The 26,237-nt window shown below is 32.3% G+C and carries 21 protein-coding genes and 1 pseudogene; 14 read left to right on the top strand and 8 right to left on the bottom strand.

Features of this window, described 5'->3' with window-relative positions:
* Positions 1-68 precede the first annotated feature (68 nt).
* Positions 69-5,267, top strand: coding sequence for a T9SS type A sorting domain-containing protein (locus BOW55_RS06425; protein WP_129023465.1), 5,199 nt, complete (start codon positions 69-71; stop codon positions 5,265-5,267).
* A gap of 2 nt (positions 5,268-5,269) precedes the next feature.
* Positions 5,270-5,968, top strand: a complete 699-nt coding sequence (locus BOW55_RS06430; RefSeq protein ID WP_129023466.1) for a hypothetical protein — start codon at positions 5,270-5,272, stop codon at positions 5,966-5,968.
* Positions 5,969-6,053: 85 nt separating this feature from the next.
* On the opposite strand, the gene BOW55_RS06435 is transcribed toward BOW55_RS06430, so the two are convergent.
* The gene (locus tag BOW55_RS06435; RefSeq protein WP_129023467.1) at positions 6,054-6,911 is read right to left on the bottom strand and encodes an MBL fold metallo-hydrolase; all 858 of its coding nucleotides are present in this window, start codon (positions 6,909-6,911) and stop codon (positions 6,054-6,056) included.
* A gap of 83 nt (positions 6,912-6,994) precedes the next feature.
* Complete coding sequence (locus BOW55_RS06440) at positions 6,995-7,921, bottom strand: hypothetical protein (RefSeq protein ID WP_129023468.1); 927 nt, start codon at positions 7,919-7,921, stop codon at positions 6,995-6,997.
* Positions 7,922-8,295: 374 nt separating this feature from the next.
* Here BOW55_RS06440 and BOW55_RS06445 point away from each other — a divergent pair, with 374 nt between their 5' ends.
* From BOW55_RS06445 to sufD, 6 genes and pseudogenes are all read left to right on the top strand, one after another.
* On the top strand, positions 8,296-8,625 hold the full coding sequence (locus BOW55_RS06445) for an iron-sulfur cluster assembly accessory protein (RefSeq protein ID WP_073483816.1): 330 nt from the start codon (positions 8,296-8,298) through the stop codon (positions 8,623-8,625).
* Positions 8,626-8,720: 95 nt separating this feature from the next.
* Positions 8,721-10,169, top strand: a complete 1,449-nt coding sequence (gene sufB, locus BOW55_RS06450) for a Fe-S cluster assembly protein SufB (RefSeq protein WP_129023469.1) — start codon at positions 8,721-8,723, stop codon at positions 10,167-10,169.
* A 7-nt stretch (positions 10,170-10,176) separates the two neighbouring features.
* A complete protein-coding gene (locus tag BOW55_RS06455; RefSeq protein ID WP_129023470.1) occupies positions 10,177-10,665 on the top strand; it encodes a flavodoxin family protein in 489 nt (162 codons plus the stop codon).
* An 11-nt stretch (positions 10,666-10,676) separates the two neighbouring features.
* Positions 10,677-11,423 carry a Fe-S cluster assembly ATPase SufC gene (gene sufC / locus BOW55_RS06460; protein ID WP_017494567.1) on the top strand — a complete coding sequence of 249 codons (747 nt, stop codon included), beginning with the start codon at positions 10,677-10,679 and terminating at the stop codon, positions 11,421-11,423.
* Positions 11,424-11,462: 39 nt separating this feature from the next.
* Entirely contained in the window at positions 11,463-11,831 is a 369-nt protein-coding gene (locus BOW55_RS06465) for a four helix bundle protein (protein ID WP_129023471.1), read from the top strand.
* A 118-nt stretch (positions 11,832-11,949) separates the two neighbouring features.
* Positions 11,950-13,265, top strand: a pseudogene (sufD, locus tag BOW55_RS06470) (Fe-S cluster assembly protein SufD).
* 107 nt (positions 13,266-13,372) lie between these two features.
* On the opposite strand, the gene BOW55_RS20780 reads toward sufD, so the two are convergent.
* Together BOW55_RS20780 and BOW55_RS06475 are read right to left on the bottom strand one after the other, a co-directional pair.
* Positions 13,373-13,543 carry a hypothetical protein gene (locus BOW55_RS20780; protein ID WP_164975008.1) on the bottom strand — a complete coding sequence of 57 codons (171 nt, stop codon included), beginning with the start codon at positions 13,541-13,543 and terminating at the stop codon, positions 13,373-13,375.
* Positions 13,544-13,728: 185 nt separating this feature from the next.
* On the bottom strand, positions 13,729-15,078 hold the full coding sequence (locus BOW55_RS06475) for a serine hydrolase (RefSeq protein WP_129023472.1): 1,350 nt from the start codon (positions 15,076-15,078) through the stop codon (positions 13,729-13,731).
* A 220-nt stretch (positions 15,079-15,298) separates the two neighbouring features.
* Here BOW55_RS06475 and BOW55_RS06480 point away from each other — a divergent pair, with 220 nt between their 5' ends.
* The 6 genes from BOW55_RS06480 (at position 15,299) to BOW55_RS06505 (ending at position 19,409) form a co-directional block, all read left to right on the top strand.
* Positions 15,299-16,513, top strand: a complete 1,215-nt coding sequence (locus BOW55_RS06480) for an aminotransferase class V-fold PLP-dependent enzyme (RefSeq protein WP_129023473.1) — start codon at positions 15,299-15,301, stop codon at positions 16,511-16,513.
* Positions 16,514-16,524: 11 nt separating this feature from the next.
* Positions 16,525-16,950 (top strand): hypothetical protein, encoded by a 426-nt coding sequence (locus tag BOW55_RS06485; protein WP_129023474.1) that lies wholly within the window; start codon positions 16,525-16,527, stop codon positions 16,948-16,950.
* A 2-nt stretch (positions 16,951-16,952) separates the two neighbouring features.
* Complete coding sequence (locus BOW55_RS06490; protein ID WP_129023475.1) at positions 16,953-17,378, top strand: SufE family protein; 426 nt, start codon at positions 16,953-16,955, stop codon at positions 17,376-17,378.
* Positions 17,379-17,466: 88 nt separating this feature from the next.
* Positions 17,467-17,790: an SUF system Fe-S cluster assembly protein gene (locus tag BOW55_RS06495; RefSeq protein ID WP_017494560.1), complete on the top strand. Its 324-nt coding sequence runs from the start codon at positions 17,467-17,469 to the stop codon at positions 17,788-17,790.
* Between the two features lie 80 nt (positions 17,791-17,870).
* Positions 17,871-18,380, top strand: a complete 510-nt coding sequence (locus tag BOW55_RS06500; protein WP_129023476.1) for a DUF2480 family protein — start codon at positions 17,871-17,873, stop codon at positions 18,378-18,380.
* Between the two features lie 78 nt (positions 18,381-18,458).
* Positions 18,459-19,409, top strand: coding sequence for a DUF3078 domain-containing protein (locus tag BOW55_RS06505; RefSeq protein WP_129023477.1), 951 nt, complete (start codon positions 18,459-18,461; stop codon positions 19,407-19,409).
* Between the two features lie 137 nt (positions 19,410-19,546).
* On the opposite strand, the gene hflX is transcribed toward BOW55_RS06505, so the two are convergent.
* From hflX to BOW55_RS06525, 4 genes are all read right to left on the bottom strand, one after another.
* Positions 19,547-20,779, bottom strand: coding sequence for a GTPase HflX (gene hflX / locus BOW55_RS06510; protein WP_129023478.1), 1,233 nt, complete (start codon positions 20,777-20,779; stop codon positions 19,547-19,549).
* A 167-nt stretch (positions 20,780-20,946) separates the two neighbouring features.
* Positions 20,947-21,810 carry a hypothetical protein gene (locus tag BOW55_RS06515; RefSeq protein ID WP_129023479.1) on the bottom strand — a complete coding sequence of 288 codons (864 nt, stop codon included), beginning with the start codon at positions 21,808-21,810 and terminating at the stop codon, positions 20,947-20,949.
* Positions 21,811-21,931: 121 nt separating this feature from the next.
* Positions 21,932-23,281: a DUF5689 domain-containing protein gene (locus BOW55_RS06520; RefSeq protein ID WP_129023480.1), complete on the bottom strand. Its 1,350-nt coding sequence runs from the start codon at positions 23,279-23,281 to the stop codon at positions 21,932-21,934.
* Between the two features lie 17 nt (positions 23,282-23,298).
* Positions 23,299-26,115 carry a TonB-dependent receptor gene (locus tag BOW55_RS06525; protein WP_129023481.1) on the bottom strand — a complete coding sequence of 939 codons (2,817 nt, stop codon included), beginning with the start codon at positions 26,113-26,115 and terminating at the stop codon, positions 23,299-23,301.
* Positions 26,116-26,237: the final 122 nt, after the last annotated feature.

The following is a 26,237-nucleotide window of genomic DNA, read 5'->3' on the forward strand; positions in this document are numbered from 1 at the left end:
ACGTCTTCCCGTAAGGAAAGTCCGTTTAAAATAGTTATTCTTGCGCGACTGAATTGTAAACCAAATCTATGAAAACAAAACTACTCTTATTGCTGTTACTGGCAAATTTTTCTATTTATGCACAAACCAACTTAGTTCCGAATGGGAACTTTGAAACTTGGACTTCTTCGTCGCAGCCTGACAATTGGTTTCGCTTTTTTAGCGGCTTCGCTTCTCAAAGCAGTATAGCGCAAAACGGCACATCGAGTACCAACATGATGATTGCCAGCGGAACATCTAATTTTATCAATAGCGAATATTTCCCTGTAACTGCAGGTAAAACATATAAGGTGACTTTGTATCACAAACTTGCAAAAGGAACATTTTCTTCTATTGATCTTAGTTTGTATCATAAACCCAGTACTTTTAAGTCGGAAATAATTAAAAAATCAGATGTAACTTTTTCTACTACCGAGTGGAGAAAAATAGAATTCGAATATACTCCTACTGTTTCTGAAAGTATTGAAGTTGATATTTGGACTTATGGAACTCTGAATTCTGAAATTTTGGTTGATAATGTTTCTGTTGTAGACATTGCCGATATTCCTGCACAATACACCAAGATTCCTGACATCGAGTTTGAAAAAAGATTAATTTATTTAGGACTTGACTCTGGTGCAACTGATGGCAAAGTATTAACGTCAAAAATCAACACCATAAAATCGCTAAATTTAGGAAGCGAACGCAAAATAACTGACTTAACAGGAATTCAAGACTTTAAAGCTTTGACTTCTTTAGATTGCAGCAACAATCTTTTAACAAAGTTAGACGTGACTCAAAACACTTTATTAGTAGATTTATCTACTCAATATAACAATATTAACGAGCTAAACTTATCCAAAAACACTTTGTTAGAAAATCTTAATATATCTGCTAACAAGCTAAGCTCTATAGATCTATCAACTAATAAGGCTCTGCAAAATTTGAACTGTCACTCAAATTTAATGACAATATTAGATGTTTCGGAAAATACAAACTTGACTACTCTAAATTGTTCTTCTAACAAAATCCAAGCTTTAAATGTTTCTAAAAACACTGCTTTAATGTTTTTAGACTGTAGTTATCAACAACTTACGCTATTAAATCTAAGCAGCAACGTCGCTTTAATAAAATTAAATTGTTCAGCTAATAGTTTAAAAAATTTAGATTTAAACAAAAATACCAATTTAACCTTTTTAGACTGCAGCTCTAACTTACTAGAAACTTTTGATGTAAGCTCAAACACATCGCTTCAATATTTGGACGTTGGTAATAATAAGTTTTCAACTCTAAATGTTTCCAACAACATCAATCTTATCGAATTAAATGCTAGTGGACTTGCAAAATTGTCAGAACTTAATTTAGCCAAAAACACAGCACTAAAACAACTAGATTGCGGCAGCAGTAATCTATCTTCTTTAGACTTATCAGCGAATACAGCATTAGAGTATATGCTTTGTAATTCAAATAAATTATCAACTATAGATGTTAGTAAAAACAAACAATTAAAATTTTTATACTGTAGTTATAACCAAATAACTTCATTGAATCTTAGCGATAATAAATCTTTAGTTTTTCTAAACTGTAGTTTTAATAAACTAAACAGTCTGAATCTGAAAAATGGAAATAATTCCAATTTTTCAAAAGAAATGGGCGTATATTTCCAAAGTATGTCCGGAAGCTCAGGTTTAGGTTATTCTTCTTCTTTCATAAACAATATAGACCTGACTTGTCTTCAGGTTGATAATGTTGATTATTCTAAAGCTAATTGGTCTAAATTGAAAGACGACGAAACGTATTTTGCTTCACTAGATTGCTCTCTTTCTACCAACATTGCAGATCCAAATTTTGAAGACAAATTAATAGCACTTAAAATTGATAATGACGGAAAAAATGGAGCTGTTCTAAATTCGAGTATTAACACCATTACAGCATTAGATATATCAAATAGTTCAATTACCAATTTAACAGGAATACAAGGTTTTACCTCCTTGACAAATTTAAATGCTTCTGGTAATTTATTACAGAAACTGGATCTTTCTAAAAACACTGCTTTAAATAATTTAAATGCAGCTAACAACCCTTCACTAACATGCATTCAAGTTCCAGATGTTGCTGCCACAGCAAACTGGACGGTAACTAAAGATGCAATAGCAAGTTTTAGTTTAGATTGTAATGTGTATACCCTTATTCCTGATTCTAGTTTTGAAGATCAACTTATACTTCTTAACATTGATAGAGATGGAAAAAATGGAAAAGTTAAAACAGAAAGTATTGCTAAAGTTACCAATTTAGGCTTGTCAGGAAAAGGCATATCTGACTTAACGGGTATCCAAGATTTTACTTCTTTACAGCAGATAACAGCTAATAATAACAATATAACTACAGTAGATTTTTCACAAAATCAAGCATTGACAAGTGTCAATTTATTTGCTAATAAATTAACTTATATTAATGTTTCCAAAAATATCGCATTAACTTCTTTGGATCTAAGTTTTAATAGTCTTTCGAATATTGACCTTACAAACAATATAAATTTAAAATCAGTACAAATCTACTTTAATAAATTATCTAGTTTAAATGTTACTAAAAACACAAAACTATCTACCTTATTTGTAAATGGAAACATGCTAACATCATTAAACGTTTCAAACAATCCAGAATTGAATCAAATTTGGTGTAATAACAACGAAATAAAAACATTAGATTTTTCAAAAAATCCTAAACTGTCTCAAGTACTTGCTAATAACAATAAGTTATTAAACCTGAATATTAAAAATGGATCTAATAGCTCAATATCTGTTTCTTCTTCCAATAATGATGGTGTAAGATTTGCTCAAAATCCTGATCTAAAATGTATACAAGTTGATAATGTTGACTATTCTAATGCAAATTGGGGAGCTAAAAAAGATTTAACAGCTACTTTCTCATCAGATCCTTGTCCATTTGTTGTACCATACACTTTAATACCTGACTCTAAATTTGAAGATAAACTAATTGAACTTAATATAGATAAAGACGGGAAAAACGGAAAAGTTGCAACAACAAGTATTGCCGATCTAACAAGTCTAAATGTTGCAAATAGCAATATTACAGACTTAACAGGAATAGAAGATTTTTCTATGTTGACTTCATTGGAATGTAATAACAACCAATTAACAACGATAAACATCTCAAGACAACCTTTGTTAGCAAAACTAAATATTAGTCATAATAAATTAAACACTTTTTCTGTCTCTGCAAACTTATCATTAATTGATTTAAACATAAGTAATAATGAAATTTCTGACTTAGATGTTTCTAAAAACACGAAGCTTATTACTCTAAGTGCTAGTTTCAATAAATTAAGAAATTTAGATGTTTCAAAAAACACTATTCTAAAGGAATTCGACTGTACTGATAACAACTTGTATAGTTTGAATTTGAAAAACGGAAATAATGCAAACATGCAAAACATGACTCTTGGAAATTTTACGAAAAATCCAAATTTACTTTGCATTCAAGTTGATAACGTAGCTTTTTCTACCGAAAAATGGATCGCAAAAGACGAAAAAGTAATTTATTCATCTGAGGCTTGTGCGCCAAACTATCAATACACACTAATTCCTGATATAAATTTTGAAAAACTTTTAATCAAAAATGGCATTGATAAAGATGGTGAAAATGGAAAAGTTCTAACCTCTAGCATTGAAAATCTTATCGAATTAAATGCAATTGATGCAACCAATAAAATTACAGATTTACAAGGTATTGAAGATTTTAAATCATTAGAAAAACTGTACTGCTCTAAAGGAGCAATTACTAAAATCGATGTTTCTAAAAACCTAAAACTAAAAACTTTAGATTTATCTAGTAATCAGGTTGCTACATTAGATCTTACTAAAAACACTGCTTTAGAATCTCTAAATTGCGGTAGTAATAAATTGACGGAATTAAATATTTCAAACAACTTAGCTTTACAAAATTTAATTTCTGACAACAACAAACTAACAACTATTAATGTATCTAAAAACACAGTATTAACTCGATTAGATGTTGGCTCAAATCAAATTACAACTATTGATATAACTGCTAATTTAGCCTTAAAAGAACTAGGTGTTTACGGAAATAAAATAACAACTTTAAATACTTCTAAAAACATTGCTTTAACTAGTTTAAGTGCTTTTTCAAATGAATTAACAACTTTAGATGTTTCTCAGAATAAAGCGCTAACTTATTTAAATGCTAAAAAATGTCAATTAACAACTATTGATGTTTCAAATAATGTTTTACTATATGGTCTTGAAGTTAACGAGAATAAAATTGTAACAATCGATGTCTCAAAAAATCCTCTATTAAGCAGTTTGATGGTAAACTCAAATCAATTAACGAGCTTAAACCTTAAAAATGGAAAAAATACGTTACTAAATAACAATTATGTTTCATTTTCTTCAAACCCAAAACTATATTGTATTCAAGTTGATGATGTTAACTATGCAACTACAAATTGGCCTTCTAAAAAAGATGCAATTGCAACTTACAATACAGAATGTACAGGAGAACTAAATTTACCTGCAAACAATTTTACTGTTGAAACTAAAGGAGAATCTTGTACAGGAGAAAATAATGGCGAGATTAGTATTGTTGGTAAAAATTCATTTGCATATGCCGCAACAATAAACGATAAATCGTACAACTTTACTAACAACAGTTTAAAAGTTACTAGTTTAACTCCGGGAACTTACAAAATCAAGATCACTATTCCGGAAATGATTTTCGAACAAAACTTTACCGTAACTATTCCAAAAGCTTCTAACGTTGCAGGAAAATCAAGCGTAACTTCTAAAAATGTAGCAGTAGAAATTACTGCAGGAACGGCTCCTTTTACCGTGTTTGTTGACGGAACTCAACAATTTCAAACAACAGATTCTAACTTTAATTTAAGTTTAGAAAAAGGTGGTTTAATTGAAGTAGCAACTGCTAAAGCTTGCGAAGGTATTTTTTCTAAAAAAGTAGCCACAATGGATCTTTTAGGAACATTATCTGCTTACCCAAATCCAACTTCTGGAAGTTTTGAAATTGAAATTCCAACTGGTCAAAAAGAAGTTAAAATCGTATTGTACAATTTTGCTGGTCAATTAGTTTCGACTAAAACATATTCTATCGAAAATGGAAAAGCGCAGTTAAGTCTTGAAAACCAAGCTTCGGGAATTTATGCCGCAAAAATCTATTTCGAAACTCCAGAATACATTAAAATTATAAAAAAATAAAAATGAAGAATTTTATATACCTATCAATCATTAGTTTTTTGTTTGCTGCATGCGGAGGCGGGGGCGGAGACGATCCTGTTACTCCTCCAGTTACAAATACGGCACCTACAGTTCCAGTATTAGTATCTCCTACCGATGGTAAATTATGTTTAGACAATACTGTTTCTTTACAATGGAATCAATCTACTGATACTGAAAAAGATCCAATTGTCTACCAAATTCAAGTTGCAAAAGATAACGGATTTACTCAAATTGTTAATACACTTAACAACTCAACCGTTAGCTCCTCTCTTTCGTTAGAGAAAAATACAGCATATTATTGGAGAGTACAAGCAGCAGACAGCAAAGGTTTATCAAGTGCTTACTCTGCAACTTTCAAATTTTATACTGCAGGAACAGGTGTTGTAAATCATTTACCATTTGCTCCAGAGTTAGTTCAGCCAGCAATAAATTCTACTTTAAGCACAGCAACGGCCACTTTAAAATGGAAGGCATCTGATGTTGACGCAAATGATATTCTAACTTACGATGTGTATTTTGGAACAACTAATCCTCCAACAGCAAAAGTTGCCGAAAATATAAGCGCTTCTTCATTTGATGTTACGCTTGACGCCACAAAAGAGTACTTCTGGAAAGTTGTCGTAAAAGACAACAAAGGAGGTGAAACTGTTGGACAGGTTTGGAAATTTAAAACCAACTAGCTCTTAAATAATCACAATTAGTTAAATCAAAAATCCCGTTTTCATTCAGTTGAAAACGGGATTTTTTCATATTTTAAAGTTTATCTTAAAGAATCTCTTCGCAGGTAAAAACATCTTTCAGTCGCACGCCTTTCTCAGTATGTTCAACCGTTATAATTTGATTATGTGCATCGTGTTCTAAAAACAAATAATAATTATTGTCAGCAGCGGCATTCAAAAATTTTGATTTTTCAGGCATTGTCAATAATGGACGCGTATCGTACCCCATTACATACGGTAACGGAATATGTCCAGCAGTAGCCAATAAATCTGCGCAAAAAACGATGGTTTTATCTTGATATTGAATGTGCGGAATCATCTGTTTTTCGGTATGCCCATCAACGTAATAAATCCCAAAATTCATTTCTTCAGAAAATGCAAAATCACTTTCAGAACGTTTTATAAAATTCAACTGACCGCTTTCCTGCATTGGTAAAATATTTTCCGAAAGAAAAGAAGCTTTTTCACGCGCATTTGGTTTTGTAGCCCATTCCCAATGATTTTCATTTGTCCAAAACTTCGCATTTTTAAAAGCCGGCTCATAAAAAGTTTTATCAGAATTCCACTGAACACTTCCTCCGCAATGGTCAAAATGCAAATGCGTCATAAAAACATCCGTAATATCATCTCTATGAAAACCATATTTTGCCAAAGATTTATCAATCGAATGAGATCCCCAAAGCGAGTAATAACCAAAAAACTTTTCTGATTGTTTATCTCCCATTCCGGTATCAATTAAAATCAAACGATTTCCATCTTCAATCAACAAACAACGTGCGGCTATATCGATAAGATTATTATCATCTGCAGGATTGGTTTTGTTCCAAATTGTTTTAGGTACAACACCAAACATTGCACCGCCGTCTAACTTAAAATTTCCTGATTCTATTGGATAAAGTTTCATGAGTATAAATTTCTAATAAGAAAACAAAGCTAGGAAATCAATTTCCTTTATACTACAAATTCTATTTAAAAACTCCCTACTCTTTATTCTAAAGTAATCGAAGTACTTCCTATGATTTCTTGCTTATCAAAAAAGTTAACAAAATAAGTTCCTTTTTTAAAATCATTTTCATCAGCATTTAAAATGCCGTAAACATTGACAGGTTTTCCTTGAAAATCTACTGCTACAATAAAACTGTAAACCAAAGCTTTATCATTTCCGAATTCAATTAATTTATCTTCTCCTAAAACTGTGTTTTTTTGATCTAAAACTTGAATATAAAAAATCTTTTTTCCTGTTTTAGCTACCGAATTTCCATTGATAGAAAAGCTCACTTTAAGCTTTTGTGTATGCTTGGCTTTATCCGTTTCTAGCTCTTTTCCAGAGTTTTTCTCGCGCAATGCAACTACTTTAAAATTATTCAGTGATAACCTTGAAGCGTCTTTTATCGTCGATTCCAGTTTTTTTTGTTTCAAAATTAAAGTGTCATTTTGCGCCTTTTGCTGATACATCACAACATTCTGGGACTCAATTTCGGTAAGTAAATTTTGGTTTTGAGATTTGAGACTTTTAATTTCTAAACCTTTAGATTCTAATGTCGTTTTTAAATCTAAAAGTTGTTTTCTATAAATTTGAATCTGAGTAATCGAAGGATTTTTTGAAGCTTTAATAATCTCCATCAAGTTTTCGACATTTTTTCGTTCAAGCTCCAATTGCTGCGATAACGAAGTCTTTTCTAGAATAGCCAAATCATATTGCTGCTTTAAAACATTCAAAGAATCTATAATATTTTTTTGTGCTGTAGATTCCTTGCTTGGCTCTGCAAGATTATTTTTAATCGAAGGAGTCGCATTATCTTTGGTACTTTCCTTTAATTCACTGCTAAAAATAAAGAATGTAGCTCCTATTCCAAAAACAAAAAATACTGCAAAAAGTGCTTTTACCCACTTATTCATATACTGTTTTTTCATAATTACTCACAATTTATTACAAAAATAACAATATAACAACAGTTATAATAAGTACAAATACGGTTTTTAATTTTATTTGCCATTAAAATACGAGAATCGCAAAAATTTACAAAAATCATCAAACTTTTCGCTCAACAAACAAGATCACTGTAAAAAAAAAGAGATACATTTTTGCCCTGTTTTCAGCAAAATAAATTCTATCTATTTTAACATTTGTTATAATAATGTGAACCGCTATGGAAAAAGGTTTTTAAGTCGTATCTTTGCAGACAATTTCATTTGAACTGAGAAATTGGCATTTTATTTAATGTAATATTTTGATTACTATTTAGATGCGATTTTAAATGATCTTTTAAAAACAAATACCATAAACAATGATAAAGGTTTCTGATACAGCCAAAAAGAAAATCATCGATTTGATGACTGATGATGGTTTTGACGCCGCAAACGACTATGTAAGAGTAGGCGTAAAAAGTGGTGGATGCTCTGGTTTGTCTTATGATTTAAAATTTGACAAAACCAAAGGCGACGATGATAAAGTATTCGTAGATAATGACATACAAATAGCAGTTGAAAAAAAATCATTCCTATATTTAGCCGGAACAATTCTTGAATTTTCAGGCGGATTAAACGGAAAAGGATTTGTTTTCAACAATCCAAATGCAAGCAGAACTTGCGGATGCGGAGAATCATTCTCTCTTTAAAAATTAAATAATTGCAAAATTTAAAGATTTAAAAATTACGGAAGTGATTTTAATATTTAAATCCTTCAATTTTTAAATCTTTCAATAAAAAAACAATGAGCAAATACACCGAAGACGATTTAAAAATCGAACTGGAAACTAAAGAATATGAGTACGGATTTTATACTAATATAGAATCTGAGACTTTCCCTATTGGCTTAAACGAAGACATCGTGAGAGCTATTTCTCTTAAAAAAGAAGAACCTGAATGGATGACCGAATGGCGCATCGAGGCTTTCCGCGCATGGAAAGAAATGATTGAGCCAGAATGGGCAAATGTTCATTATGAAAAACCAGATTTTCAGGCGATTTCTTATTACTCAGCTCCAAAACAAGTAGATCCTAACAAAACTTTGGACGATGTAGATCCGGAATTATTAGAGATGTACAAAAAACTTGGAATTTCTGTTGATGAACAAAAAATGATGAACAATGTCGCTATGGATATTGTTGTCGATTCTGTTTCAGTAGCTACAACTTTCAAGAAAACTTTGGCCGAAAAAGGAATTATTTTCTGTCCAATTTCTGAAGCTATTAAAGAACATCCAGAATTAGTAAAAAAATATTTAGGAACGGTTGTACCTCAAAAAGACAACTTCTACGCAGCATTAAACTCAGCAGTTTTCTCTGACGGAAGTTTCTGTTATATTCCAAAAGGTGTTCGTTGCCCAATGGAACTTTCAACTTATTTCAGAATTAATCAGGCAGGAACAGGACAATTCGAAAGAACTTTGGTGATTGCTGATGCAGGAAGTTATGTTTCTTATTTAGAAGGATGTACTGCTCCAAGTCGCGATGAAAATCAATTACACGCTGCTGTAGTTGAATTAATCGCTTTGGATGATGCTGAAATTAAGTATTCTACCGTTCAAAACTGGTTTCCTGGAAACAAAGAAGGAAAAGGTGGAGTTTACAACTTCGTAACCAAAAGAGGTTTATGCGAAACAAATGCTAAAATTTCTTGGACACAAGTAGAAACAGGTTCTGCTGTAACTTGGAAATATCCATCTTGCGTATTAAAAGGAGATAATTCGGTAGGAGAATTTTATTCGATTGCTGTTACCAATAATTACCAACAAGCAGATACTGGAACTAAAATGATCCATTTAGGAAAAAACACTAAATCGACTATTATTTCTAAAGGTATTTCGGCTGGTAAATCACAAAACAGCTACCGTGGTTTAGTGCAAATCTCTCCCAGAGCAGAGAATGCAAGAAACTTTTCACAATGTGACTCATTGTTAATGGGGAATAATTGTGGAGCACATACTTTCCCGTATATCGAAAGTAAAAATCCATCGGCTAAAATTGAGCACGAAGCAACTACAAGTAAAATTGGAGAAGATCAGGTTTTTTATTGCAACCAAAGAGGTATCCCGACTGAAAAAGCGATTGCCTTAATTGTAAACGGTTTCAGTAAAGATGTATTGAATAAACTTCCAATGGAATTTGCGGTTGAAGCGCAAAAATTATTAGAGATTTCTTTAGAAGGTTCTGTTGGATAATTTGAAGATGGAAAATAAAAAAGTCATCATTTTAGGTTCTTCCAGAAAAAACGGCAACACAACAAAAATTGTGGACGAAATTGTGAAAGAATACCATATTGATGTAGTAAATCTAAGTGATTATAATATTTCATATTATGATTACGAAAGCAAAAATATAGAAGATGATTTTTTGCCTTTGATTAAAAAGATTATCGAAAATCATGATACTTTCATTTTTGCAACGCCCATTTATTGGTATAATATGAGCGGAATTATGAAGGTCTTTTTTGATCGGTTTTCAGATTTAATCCGAATTGAAAAAGAAACTGGAAGAAAACTTAGAGGAAAAAAAATTGGCGTGATCTCAAATTCACACGACAATGAAATCGAAGAAAGTTTTTACATTCCGTTTAAAAAAACAGCCGATTATTTAGGCATGGAATATTTAGGACATGCGCATTTTAATGCCAATATCCTAAACCAAACAACAAAAATAGAATTGACATTTATATAAAATAAAAAACAATGTTATCAATAAAAAACCTTCACGCCTCAATTGGTGATAAAGAAATCCTAAAAGGAATTAATATAGAAGTTAAAGCTGGCGAAGTACACGCTATCATGGGACCAAACGGTTCTGGAAAAAGTACACTTTCTGCTGTTATTGCAGGAAACGAAAACTACGAAGTTACTGACGGAGAAGTTTTCCTTGACGGAGAAGATCTTGCAGATTTAGCTCCAGAAGAAAGAGCACACAAAGGAGTTTTCCTTTCGTTTCAATATCCTGTAGAAATTCCTGGAGTTAGTGTAACTAACTTTATGAAAACTGCAATCAACGAAACTCGTAAAGCAAACGGTCAAGAAGAAATGCCGGCAAACGAAATGCTGAAAGTGATTCGTGAGAAATCTGAATTATTAGAAATCGATCGTAAATTTTTATCTCGTTCTTTAAACGAAGGTTTTTCTGGAGGAGAGAAAAAAAGAAACGAAATTTTCCAAATGGCGATGTTGGAGCCAAAATTAGCTATCCTTGACGAAACCGATTCTGGTCTTGATATCGATGCTTTAAGAATTGTTGCAAATGGTGTAAACAAATTAAAAAGCGAGAAAAATGCAATTATCGTTATCACGCACTACCAACGTTTGTTAGATTATATCGTTCCTGATTTCGTTCACGTTTTGTACAACGGAAGAATTGTAAAATCTGGAGGAAAAGAATTAGCATATGAGCTAGAGGAAAAGGGTTACGATTGGATCAAAGCAGAGAATTAATAAGTCTTAAAGTCAAAAGTCATAAAGTTGAAATAAAGCATGAGTAAGTTTAAATCTTTTGAGGAAATAAATTCTTGGCAAAAATCTCGAATCTTCAATAAGAAAATATATTTGATTACCGAAAATTCTAATTTCAAAAAAGACTTTGATTTTGTTAGACAAATAAGACGTGCATCCCTTTCTATATCATCAAATATAGCAGAGGGTTTTGAGAGAAATACAGACAAAGAGTTTATTTACTTTTTATATGTAGCCAAAGCATCAGCAGGAGAAGTTAGATCTCAATTATATTTAGCTTTTGATTTAGAATATATTATAAAAGAAGAATTTGAAATGCTTTTGGAATCGATAACAGAAATATCGAAATTATTAGGCGGTTTCATTAAATATTTGAGTCAAAAGTCATAAAGTCAAAAGTTGTAAAGTCTTTTTCAGACTCAACTTAATTTATGATTTTTTCACAAAAATAGTCGACAATCCAGAGTCTTTCGACTTTCGACTTTCGACTTTAAGACTAAAACACAAAATGGATTTAAAAGAAAAATTAGTATCGTCTTTTATGGCTTTTGAAGAGCGTGTCGATGTACATTCAGATTTACATGACATACGCACAAATGCTTTAAAAAACTTCGAAAATAAAGGTTTCCCAACCAAAAAAGAAGAAGCTTGGAAATATACATCGCTAAATGCCATCTTAAAAAATGACTTTTCGGTTTTCCAAAACAGGAAAATGCAATCGAATTCAGTCAGGTAAAAAAATACTTTTTACACGAAATTGACACTTATAAATTAGTATTTGTCGATGGCGTATTTAGTTCGCATTTGTCTTCTACAACGCATGACGGAATCGATGTTTGCTTGATGTCATCAGCATTAACCAAACCAAAATATAAAATGATTATTGACACCTACTTTAATCAAATTGCAAGTAAAGATGACAGCTTGACTTCATTGAATACTGCATTTGCAATGGAAGGTGCGTTTATCAATATTCCGAAGAAAAAAGTAGCAGATAAACCAATTGAGATTATGTATTTCTCAACTGGAAGCGAAGCAGCTTTAATGGTTCAGCCAAGAAATTTGATTATTGTGGGAGAAAATTCACATGTTCAAATTATCGAGCGTCACCAAAGCTTGAATGAAAACCCAGTTTTAACCAATTCGGTTACAGAGATTTTTGCTCAAAAACGTGCGATTGTTGATTATTACAAAATTCAAAACGATAATAGTGAAGCCAATTTAATTGACAACACTTACGTTTCACAACAACAGGAAAGTCATGCTTATGTGCACACTTTCTCTTTTGGTGGAAATTTAACTCGTAACAACTTAAACTTCTATCACTTTGGAGAAAGATTGACAAGTACGTTGAACGGAATTTCAATCTTAAATGACAAACAACACGTTGACCATTATACTTTGGTAAACCACGCAACGCCAAACTGCGAAAGTTTCCAGGATTATAAGGGAATTTTCTCTGATCGTTCAACAGGAGTTTTCAACGGAAAAGTTTTGGTAGAAAAAGAAGCTCAAAAAACAAATGCTTTCCAAAAAAGTAATAACATTTTATTGAGCGACAAAGCTACTATCAACGCAAAACCACAATTAGAGATTTTCGCTGATGACGTAAAATGTTCTCACGGTTGTACCGTTGGACAATTGGATGAAACAGCAATGTTCTACATGCAATCTCGTGGAATTCCACAAAAAGAAGCTAAAGCTTTATTAATGTACGCATTTTCAAATGCCGTTATCGAAAGCATCAAAATACCAGAATTAAAACAAAGAATTACTAAAATCATCGCCATGAAATTGGGCGTGAATTTAGGATTTGATTTATAGTATTGTTTAACCGCAAGGTTCGCAAAGAATTACGCAAAGTTCGCAAAGGTTTATTACAAAACTTTGCGAACTTTGCGCTTTTTACTTGGCGTCTTTGCGGTTAAATTTTATTTTTTCACTCTAAGAACAAATAATATAAATCCAAAAAAAGCCAAACTTAATCCGAGACAAAAAGAAATTGTACTTATTGGATGTCCCAATGTTGTCGTAAATCCAAATCCTCCAAGAAGCCAACCAGAAAGCATCATAAAAATTGGCACTTTAATTTCGTTTTTCATTAAATTATCTCTTAAAGACATTAAATAAGAAGGAAAAGAATCCAAATAAAATCATTCCAAATCCTACGAATAAAAATAATTTGCCAAAAAAAGGAATGATTCTAATTAGTAATGAAAACGACAAAATCAAAACAACAAACCCTACAATTCCAATTAGAATTGATTTCAAAACTGGATTCATACAATTACTTTTTTACAGAAGAAATTATCCCCTTCAAAAACCCATTAAAATCAAATCCAGGTTCTTCTTCCTTCACTCCCATTCTCACGATAACCATATCCAAAGAAGGAATAATCGCCACCATTTGTCCTTGATACCCACTGCAATAAAACATATCACGAGGAACATCTGGGAATTTTCCTCCGGCGTTTAACCAAAATTGTGCTCCATATTTTCCTTCAGAAGTATTGGTTGGTGTTGCTGTGTACTTTACCCAGCTTTCGTCAAGGATTTGTTCGCCGTTCCAGTTTCCTTTGTGCAAGTATAATAATCCAAATTTTGACCAATCTCTTGGTGTTGCCCATCCGTAAGACGAACCTACAAAAGTTCCTGACATATCTTGCTCCACAATCATCGAATTCATTCCGATTTTGTCGATTACGGCGCTATACCAAAAATCTAAGTATTCTTGTTGTGTTTTAAATTGACTTCTTAAAATTCTCGATAATAAGTTTGTCGTTCCTGAAGAATAATACCAATGTGTGTTTGGTTTATATTTTGCCGGCTTATCCATTTGTACTTTTCCCATATCTTCAGATTGAAAAAGCATTTGTGTAGCATCGCAGATTGTGCTGTAATTCTCTTCCCATTCTAAACCAGAATTCATGTGAAGCAAATCGTTTACGGTAATATTTTTGCGTTCGTCATTTTGCCATTCTTTGATTGGCGCTGGTTTATAAATATCAATTTTCCCTTGTTTTGCCAAAACTCCAAAAGCAGAACTTGTGATACTTTTTGTCATCGACCAGCCTAAAATTTTACTGTCTTTATTGAAACCTGTATCGTATTTTTCGGCAATTAATTTGTCTTTATATAAAACAACAACGGCACGTGTTCTTTTCTTTTTTCCGCCATCTTTATCAAAAGAATCGTCAACGGCTTTTTTTAATTTTGCATAGTCGACATTTGCGAAAGCAGAATCTTTTGGTTCATTATTGCCATAAGGAAAAGGAAGATTATTAACCAATTTTGTTCTTTTTGGAAGCAGGTATGGTTTCGAAATATCAAAATCATCATTAATTAATAAAGCTCCCAAACCTTCTCTATAGATTGCTTTTCTTTCTTTCAATCCATAAACAGATGAAACTGCAAATTTTCCAGCATCATCAATTGAATTTTTAGCCAAATCAATCATATCAATATCATTGTCTGTTTTTTCAATTAGATCCAATGGACGATTATCGATAAAATGTCCTGACGCGACACTTTTTGCTGAGAAACCAGAAATCAAATCCAGCTTCGGATAAGTTGTAAATCCGAAATACAAAAAGGCAAGAACCAAAACAAGCAGAAATACTTTGAGAAACTTTTTCATGACGATTTAGATATTTTTACTGCAATATAAATAATTTATGCTCACGATTTTAGAACTCAATTCACAAATCTATTTCGGATAATTCAAAAAACAGAATTATTTTTTACGGAATCAATATTTACAGCATCTAACAATGGCACCATAAAAGGAAATTATAGAATTGCTGTATAAACAAATTTAGTTTTAGTACTTTTGTAAATAGATTTTTTCTAAATAAGACATGCTAGATATCCAAAAAATAAGAGCTGATTTTCCGATACTTTCACAAACTGTAAACGGAAAACCTTTAGTATATTTCGACAACGGAGCTACTTCGCAAAAACCACAAATTGTGATTGATGAAGAAGTAAAATATTATCAGGAAATTAATGCCAATATTCACCGTGGCGTTCACACTTTAAGCCAATTAGCCACTGATGCTTACGAGATTTCTCGTGGCAAAGTGAAAAATCATATTAATGCAAAACATGCTCACGAAGTCCTTTTTACTTCGGGAACTACACACGGTATTAACTTAGTTACAAATGGTTTTGCTTCAATCTTGAAACCTGGCGACGAAGTAATTGTTTCTTCACTGGAACATCACAGTAATATTGTGCCTTGGCAAATGTTATGTGAAAAAACGGGAGCTGTTTTGAAAGTAATTCCGATGAATGAAAATGGAGAATTAATCATCGAAGAATTTGATGCTTTACTTTCTGAAAAAACAAAAGTGGTTACGGTAAATCATATTTCGAATGCACTGGGAATCATTAACCCAATTAAATATATTATTGATAAGGCACACGCTGTAGGTTCTGCTGTTTTAATTGACGGCGCTCAGGCTGTTCCACATTTAAAACCAGATGTTCAGGAATTAGATTGTGATTTTTATGCTTTTTCAGGACATAAAATGTGCGGTCCAACTGGAACAGGAATTTTATATGGAAAAGAAGAATGGTTAAATAAACTTCCTCCTTATCAGGGCGGCGGCGAGATGATCAAAGAAGTGACTTTCGAAAAAACTACTTACGCAGATCTTCCTCATAAATTTGAAGCTGGAACTCCAAATATTGCGGGTGGAATTGTTTTGGGAACTGCAATTGATTATTTAAACAATATAGGTTTCGACAATATTCAGGAATATGAACACGAACTTTTAGAGTACGCTACAAAACGTCTACTAGAAATTGAAGGTTTGAGAATCTACGGAACGGGAAAGAATAAAGCTTCTGTGGTTTCATTTAATATTGATGGAATTCATCCCTATGATATTGGTTCAATAATTGACAAATTAGGAATTGCGGTTAGAACTGGACATCACTGTGCGCAGCCAATTATGAATTTCTTCTGTATTCCGGGAACAATTCGTGCTTCTTTCTCTTTTTATAACACTAAAGAGGAAATTGATCTAATGGTTGATGCAGTTAAGAAAGCCCAAACAATGCTGAGCTAAAAACCTTTTATATGAGAATTTTATCTTTGTTACTCTTAACTCTTTTTATTGGAACGAGCTGCTCCAGTCAAAAAAAAGCAGATATGACCAAAACACAATTGGAATACACTGCCGTTTCAAGAGGTATTTACAAAAAGATAATTGTTCAAAATAAAACAGCAACAGTTACCAATGCCAGAAATGAGGAAGCTGTAGAAGCGAAAATTAATGATGCAAAATGGAAACAAATTGTAATTGAGTTTTCGAAAATAAATTTAGAAAATATTCCAAATTTGAAAGCTCCAACAGAAAAACGTTTTTACGATGGCGCTGCAATTGGAAATTTAAAAGTAACTCAAAATCAAAAGACCTACGAAACAAAAGGTTTCGACAATGGTTTTCCTCCAAAGGAAATAGAAAAACTGGTTAATTTACTGGTTGATTTTGCTAAAGAATAATTATGACAATAAAAGAAATTCAAAACGAAATAATAGACGAATTTTCGATGTTCGACGACTGGATGCAGCGTTATGAATACATCATTGAACTAGGAAAAAGTCTTCCGTTAATTAAAGAAGAATACAAAACCGACGAGAATTTAATCAAAGGATGTCAGTCTAAAGTTTGGCTTCAAGGCGAACAAAAAGATGACAAAATTGTCTTTACTGCTGATAGTGATGCAATTTTGACAAAAGGAATAATCGCGATTTTAATTCGTGCTTTCTCCAATCAAAAAGCATCTGATATCATAAATGCAGATACTGATTTTATAGACGAAATTGGATTAAAAGAACATTTATCAGCAACACGTGCCAACGGTTTGGTTTCGATGATCAAAAACATCAAAATGTACGCTTTGGCTTTTGACGCAAAAAACAAAAATTAAATTTCTTTTGCCACGAATTTCACGAATTGACACTAATTTTTAAATTCGGGAAATTTGTGAAATTCGTGGCGAAAAAACAAATAACAAAATGGAACAAGAAATAGACACAAACGAATTAGGAGAATCAATCGTAAAAGTTTTAAAAGGAATTTACGATCCTGAGATTCCTGTTGATATTTATGAATTAGGATTAATTTACGATGTAATGGTAAATACAGATTACGAAGTAAAAATCTTAATGACACTTACCTCTCCAAACTGTCCGGTTGCAGAAAGCTTACCAAGAGAGGTAGAAGAAAAAGTAAAAACGATCGAAAACATAAAAGATGTTGACGTTGAAATTACTTTCGATCCGCCTTGGAGTAAAGATTTAATGAGCGAAGAAGCAAAATTAGAATTAGGAATGCTTTAAAAAACAGTCATAAAGTTGAAAGTTATAAAGTCTAATAAAAGAGTTTATGACTTTCGACCTTCGACTTTAAGACTTAAAGAATGGAAGAAATCATCAATAAAGTTGCTAATAGTGCTTTAGAAGTTTTTGATTTAGAGGATTATTATCCAAAAGGAATCCGTACACAAATTGACATTTCGCAATGGCTTTTGGAAGGATTTTTATTGAAAGAAAAAGACTTTAGAGAACACCTTAAAAATCACGATTGGTCACAATACCAAGATCAATATGTGGCTGTGCATTGCAGTACAGACGCTATCGTTCCGGCTTGGGCTTTAATTTTAGTAAGCATCCATTTAGCGCCTTTTGCAAAAAAAGTAGTCAATGGAACTATCGAAGATTTAGATGCTAGCTTATATGAAGAAATCTTAAGTAAAATCGATTATTCGGTTTACAAGAACAAACCTGTCATTGTAAAAGGCTGCTCAAGAAAACCAGTACCAATGCGAGCTTATATTTTAGCAGCAAACAACCTTCAACCCTTCGCCCGAAGCATAATGTACGGTGAAGCTTGCTCTGCAGTCCCTTTGTACAAGGAATCTAAGAAATAACTTGCTTTTTCGATCAATTATGCCTTAACCTTTTAAGCGTTTTTAGTATATTTGTTAATACACTTAAACTAAATAACCATGAGAAAGCTGACGTTATTACTCTTCATTTTAGCGAACTTTACTTTTGTTCAGGCACAAAATTCAGAAAAAGAATTAATTCAAAATACCGAAAAAGCGGTAAAAAAAATAAACGATACTATTGAAGAAGATGGCTGGAAGGCAAAAGGAACTGTGTCTCTTTTGCTTAATCAGTCAAGCTTTAACAATTGGATTGCCGGAGGAGAAGACAGTTTTTCTGGAACTTTGGGAATCAATTATGATTTTAATTACAAAAAAGAGGACTTAACTTGGGATAATAAAATTTTAGCTTCTTACGGACTCTTACAAACCAAAAATGCCGATTTCGGAAAAAAGACAGATGACCGACTAGAGTTTAATTCTATCGTTGGAAAAAGAGCTTTTGGAGAATGGTACTACTCTTATTTCCTGAATTTCAGAACACAATTTACAACTGGCTATGTTTATGGACAGGATGCAAATGGAAAAGAAATTAGAACCGAAAATACCAAATTTATGTCTCCTGGTTATCTTACTACAGGTCCTGGAATTTACTGGACAAAAGACGATAATCTTAAAATAAACTTCGCTCCATTAACTTCAAAATTTACATTTGTTGACAGCGCATATACTTCTGGAATAGATCAAGCAACAGGATTACCATATGTTGATGGTGCTTATTTTGGTGTAGATGCTAACAAAAGTATGCGTTACGAATTAGGTTTTTATGCCTCTGTTTATTATAAATTAGCAATAATGACCAACGTAACTGCCGAAAATACTTTAAATCTTTACTCTAATTATTTAGAAGATCCACAAAATGTAGACATCAATTACTCTCTGAATATTGTTATGAAAATCAATAAATTCCTATCGGCAAACTTATCTTTCCAAGCGATTTATGATGACAATGCTTTTCAAGGATTTCAAACCAGAGAAGTATTTGGTTTAGGAGTTAATTTTGGTTTTTAATTTAAACTGCAAACCGCTTAATTTTACCTCAGAGAGCGCTGACTAAAGTATCTCAAAAAACATAAAGTTCGCAAAGCTATGTAGATTAGCTCTTCGAACTTTATGTTTTAATAAAAGACAGTTTATAAAAATTCAACTTATTCTTGTTCTTCTTTTTCAACTGCATCCTTATAATCTGGATACAAAAATTTATTGTATGGGAATCTCGTTATATGAATCTGACGAACTGCTTCGTACACCATTTCTCTAAATTCTTCAAAATTTTGCTTTTGTGTTGCCGAAATAAACAAAGTGTTATTTTCTCCAACATTACTCATCCAAGTTTGTTTCCATTCCTCAAGTGTGTAATGTTTTCTAGTTCTTTCGGTAATCAAATCATCTTCATCGATAGTCAAATGTTTGTAAGCATCGATTTTATTAAAAACCATAATCGTTGGTTTATCATTGCTTTTGATTTCTTGCAAAGTTTGATTTACAGATTCGATATGATCTTCAAAATCTGGATGCGAAATATCTACAACATGCAAAAGTAAATCAGCCTCACGAACCTCATCAAGTGTACTTTTGAAAGAATCTACTAATTGTGTTGGCAATTTTCTGATGAAACCAACGGTATCAGAAAGTAAAAACGGTAAATTTTTAATTACCACTTTTCGAACTGTTGTATCTAATGTTGCGAACAATTTGTTTTCGACAAAAACATCACTTTTACCAATGGCATTCATCAAAGTCGATTTTCCAACGTTTGTATATCCAACTAAAGCCACACGAACCATTGCTCCGCGATTACTTCTTTGAATACTCATTTGTTTGTCGATCGTTTTGATCTTATCCTTCAAAAGTGAAATTCGATCACGTACAATACGTCTATCTGTTTCAATCTCCGTTTCACCAGGACCACGCATTCCAATTCCTCCTTTTTGACGCTCAAGGTGCGTCCATAAACCAGAAAGTCTTGGTAATAAATATTGGCATTGTGCCAACTCTACCTGAGTTCTTGCATACGAAGTTTCGGCTCTCTGCGCAAAAATATCCAGAATCAAATTGGTTCTGTCAAGAATTTTACAATCAATAATTCTTGAAATATTCTTTTGCTGAGACGGCGATAATTCGTCATCAAAAATTAAAGTCGATATATTGTTTTCTTTTACAAAAAGATGGATTTCGTCTATTTTTCCTGTACCAACAAATGTCTTGGGATTTGGACGCTCCATTTTTTGCGAAAAACGTTTTATAACTTCACCTCCAGCGGTAAAAGTCAAAAACTCTAATTCGTCCAAATATTCGTTAAGTTTTTCCTCACTTTGATTTTGAGTTATAATACCAACAATGGCAGTTCTCTCAAAATTTATAACTTCTTTTTCTAACATAGCTTTGAATAAGTTGCAAATTTAATGATTTGCCTGCTACTTACAATTATAGAATTAGGTTTTTAAATTGTATTTAAAAAGATAAGCCATTTATAAACTATGTTTTACAAAGGATTTTCTTTTATAAAACTTGTTTACAAATGGCTTAAAAATGATTTTAAACGTATTTATTCGTAAATAAAGGTTTTCTCTGTTTTTACAATTCCGTTTTCTTCAATTTGCGAACACGAAATCGGAAAATTTAATTTATTATATTTATATTTTCTGCTTACAGCAACTAATACAGTAGACGATGGGCTAAAATTCATTTCGTTGTTGTATGAAATTGACTCAAAACTAAATTCATCTTCATGATAAGAAATCATTGGAACAATTACTTTATAATTGTCACCAAAAAGGCTTTGAACGATTAACTGATCAACAGATTTTTTATCATCATAAGTGAATGATTTAGAAATTTTATCTCCAACTAATCCTTTATGTTTAGATACATTATCGTTTACATAAACATATTCGATTTTCCCAATGATTGCCTTATTTCTATCACGAGAAGTACGTCTTACAATAATTCCGTTTTCTACAATATATTCAATATCATCAACTAAATTCTGGTGATTTGTACTTTTTTTAGTCGTTACTTTTACTCGAGCTCCTTCGTATACAAAAGTGACTACTTTAGTTATATAGTCAGGTCCTTCTTGATATTTTTTTACAAATTTAGTAATGTTATTATCGGCATTATAAGTGTAATTAATAACTTCTTTCCAGTCGCTGCCCACTTTGTCTTTAACTGTCATATCAAGCAAACCGTTTTTATTATAAAAAAAATGCTGAATAACGTCTGAAGTCGTAATTGTTTGAAGTTTACCGTCTTTAAATACAACTGTCTTGTTTACAATTTCACCGTCTTTTGAGTTTTGGTAATTTGTTTTTACAATGTTTATTTGCTTTAATTTCACAGGAGTATCATCCTGGCTATGTGCTAAGAATGGAAATACCATCATTATGATGGCAATAAAGTAGATTTTCATTTTGTTTTTGTATTGATTTGGGATGACCAAAATACAAAATTCTACTAAAATTTAACACTTTAAAACTTAAAAAAGGTCAAAATACTCTGCAGCAGATTAAAACCGAATTTTGAACTTCATTTTACTTTTCTCCAAAAATCTTTACATCATCAACCATAAAAGCACCATTAAGTGTTTTATCTTTTCCAGATCCTATATATCTAAAACCGATATGAATGTTTCCTGAATAAGATGATAAATCGATACCGCCTGAACTTATAAACTGGCGCGCAGGAGTTGAAAGCAGCGGAACCTTTGCATCTAGTTTCGTCCATTTTGCTTTAGCTATATTTGAACCGTCAAAATTCGTTGAAACGTAAACTTCAAGTGTATTTAGAGGCGAATCAACTTTTAAATCATGTTGCGCACTTCTAAAAGACAATACCGCATTCTTATATCCCGTTAAATTAATTTTTGGAGAAACCAGCCAGGCAATATTTTCTGCAGCTGTTGTGCTTGTGGTATTAAATTCGGCATAGCCATTTCCTGCATAAACGATACTTTTCCATAATTTTGTTGCTTTTTCTACAATATTACTCCAACCGGGAAGTGCAAAATTGACATTGTTTTTAACTGTTTGAAAATCTTCGGAGAAAAAGGGAGTATTTCTTTTTCCATTCATTACAACATCATTTTCAGATCGTACCATCAATTGATAATCTGAACCAAATTTGGTTAGAATCCCTCTTACTTTTCCACTTCCCTCTGGTACAAAATGATCTGCAAATTTTGCATAACTGCTTGTTCTAAATATAATTTGATTTCCCATTTTATCACGCAGATTCCAGTTTGTTGATCCTCCCACATTATTTGATTCTTCAAAATAATGTCGATCAAGTGCAGCTTCTGTAAATTCTACATCATTGAACTCAACTAATGTATTTAATTTACCGTCAACAAGTGCTTCTTCTATAGAAAGTGACTCTACTAATTGGTTTTCATCAATTATAGTACACGAGGCATTTAATACATTCTTAAAGTCATTCTGAGAAATTCTGCCAATTGCAGGATCTCCTGAATTGCTAACGTATAAACTTCCTATTCTTAAACCTCCATAATACAAATCCGTGAATTGATTTTTGAGTTTCACATAAACTTTATTCCCCAAACGGTAATCAATATAAGTATTCGAAACATCAACTGGAACACTAAACCCCACTGCAGGGCTGTTAGCTGTTGCTTTTGTTTGCAGTGAAATGGTTTTAAAAAAGTTCCCTCCTTCGTCACTCGATACTACATAAGCTTCAATAATATCATCATATAAATATTGTTTTGCCGCACTGCTTGAAAGTTCGTACACTTTTTCGACTGTTTTATTTACTGTAAAATCAGGCTGTGTACAAACTAGTTTTGGGGCTTCAACTTCGGTACTGCAGCCTAAAACAAATACCAACAATGACGCAAAAAATGAGTTTAGAATTATATTTTTCATGATAAATAAATTTTCGTTTATAAACCGATTGTGAGATTTAAGAAATAAGTTCTGCCGTATCCATAGTAATATTTTGGTCCAAAAGAAGGCGTTCCGCTGGATACATCTTGATTTAACGCTCTAAAGTTTGCATTCCGCGCCTGCTCAAAACCGCCTGTTTTATACATTGAATTCAAAACATTATTGACGCTGGCAAAAAGTCCGATATATTTTTTATGAACCCTCCAAGATTTTCCTCCATTAATATTTAATAGGCTTACAGGATCAAACTTTTCTTGTTTTAATAATTCATTTCCTCTTTCAGATGTTGCTTCGGGAAAAGGAAATCCATTTGCGGGATTAATGTAGAACTGAGAAGTTCGAGAAATTGGAGAAACATCAATATAATTATCTGTCAAATAGTTTATATTAGTTCCAATCCACCAGAATTTAGGATCACGATATTCTAAACCAACCGAAAAGGCGCTTTGAGGTGTTCCAGATTGTTTGTAGTTTTTAAGATAGGCGGAGCCAAAGTCAAATATAGTTTGTACTCCATCTTTTGCTGCATTTGCATCATTTGTAATCGATACATATGGATTACTGCTGTAAACGTAATTACCGTAAGCAGCACTTAACGTTGTTTTTAATGTTGATGAGATTTGGTATTCAAAACTCAACTCTGCTCCAGTATTTTTTTTATCTAAATGTGTTAAAGTCTGACTTACAAAAGCATCTGTTGCATCATAACCTGCTCCATTACCAAAAATTCCTTCGGCATAAAAAAAAGACGTTTTTGACGTGTTTTTAATTAAAGTATAATAAGCCGTTAATCGCATTTTAAGTTTTGGAGAACTATATACATAATTGGCTTCGGCACTGCTAATGTTTTCGCTTTCGATTCCGTTAACTATATTATTATTTAAGCGCGAATTTGAAAATGTATTTCTAAGAGACGGCGCTCTTGTAAGATGTGCTCCATTAAAAAACAACCATTGTTTTCCCGAAATTTTATAGATGAAACCTCCTTTGAAGCCAAAATTCTCAAAATTTACTTTCTCACTTTTTCCTAAAGAAGCAGTGGCATAAATTCCGTTTTGATACAATCCTTCTCTTTGATAATTAGACACTGAATACGATTGTGCCAAATAAAACTCGGTTTTATTATAAGAAAATTTAAACTGTGTAAAGGCATCGATTGTATTGGCTAAAAAATTATAATTGTAACCAAAAATATCACCTTCTTTTACCTGCCTATTTGGGTTCTGTAAATCAGATTGAGAAAAATCTCCTTTGTAAAATGGATCAATATCTTCAAAATATTTACCGCCAAGAAGATCTAGTAAATATTGAAAATTATGCGATTTTAAATTTCGATACGTAACTCCTCCATCAAAAGCAATATTTGGAGTAATCTGGATATTTAGGTTAGAATTTGCCGCAAAAGTTTTATCATCTGTTCTGTCTTCATATAAAATATAATGACTTTGCGCTGGCTCATAACTATTTTGCCCCAGTTTTTGATTTGCCATATAAATGGTATTCCAATCTATTTGGGAATTTGCCAAAAATATGTTTTTACTTTTGGCAGCATTTTCATAATCTGGAGTAAATTCACCTGAAAACTCTCCTTTATCTTTTGCATAAAGTGAACTAAAATAACTTGGCATTTTTCTATAATAAACTGGATCAGGGCTATCTGCATTTTGATAATCAATAGAACTATTTCCAACTTTCCCAAATTGATACATAAAACTCGAATTCAGGTTCGTTTTTTCATCTATTTTAAAATAATGATTAAGCATAAAAAGAGGTTCTTCAACCTTTTTCACTCTTGCATTTCGCTTTTTCCCATTCTGAAATCCCCAATACGAATTGTATTTTTCACCCATTAAACTAGTTACTTCGGCTGTATTTGGAGAATTTTTCCCGCGGGAATTTGGCGTATAAAAACCTGTAAAATTGAGAGAATGCTTATTGCTTAATTTCTTTTCGACGCTCATAAAAAAAGAATCGGCATCAAAATTTGTTCCTTCAAAATAGCCTTCGTCCGCCCATCTTTTACCTCCTGAAACCACATAAGCCCAGCCCGAAGCACTCATTCCTGAAGCATACGTTGCAATTGCTCGTAAACTATAAGTTGTATTACTTCCTGAAAAGATAAGCTGTGATCCTTTTCGATAAAGAGAAGCTCGTGTAAAAATCTGCTGCGTTCCTAGAATACCTCCAAAAGTATAATTTGAAGCTGCTGTTCCAATCGAAAAATCCTGATTGCGAAGTACATTATTTAATCCGCCCCAATTGTTCCATTGCGGTCTGCCGTCATAGATTTTATTCATTATCACTCCGTTCAGCATCATGGTGCCATTTTCGCTGTCTAGACCACGAATCCTAAATCTTGCCTGACTCCAATTAAATGCTGAAGCCTGCATAAAAGCATCTTTTGAAGATTGCAAAAGCCCCGAAGTCATTTCAGATGAGCTGTTATCATCAGATAAATCACTGTCTAATAAAGTTATCAAGGCGGCTGGAACTTCATCTGAATAAATATCTTCTAACTCTAATACGCCGAGATATATAATCTGACCAAAATTTGAGTGAATTTTAAGAAGTAAGTCTTTGCAGTCTTGACTGTGAATCAAAAGCAGTTGTTCTCCTTCTATAGAAGAATGCAGTTCAAATTTGCCGCTTTTTGAAGTAAGTTTTGTTATTGAAGAATTCTGAATACTTACTACAACATTCTCAAGAGGATTCTGCGTTTTAGCATCAATAACAACACCTCTAAAGATTGTTTCTTGTGCAAAAGCAAAATTAAAAGACCATAAAATAAAAAAGACAGTGTATTTTTTTACCATTAAAATTCCAATTTACTTTGAAAATTGTTTTCGGATATTAATCCTATTCAAAAAATAAAATTGGTTTTTGGAAAAGAGTTTTGTCTTGTAGATAATACAAACAACAAAGAGTTCAAATATAG

The sequence above is a fragment of the Flavobacterium sp. YO12 genome, assembly GCF_004119495.1.
Classification (GTDB): domain Bacteria; phylum Bacteroidota; class Bacteroidia; order Flavobacteriales; family Flavobacteriaceae; genus Flavobacterium.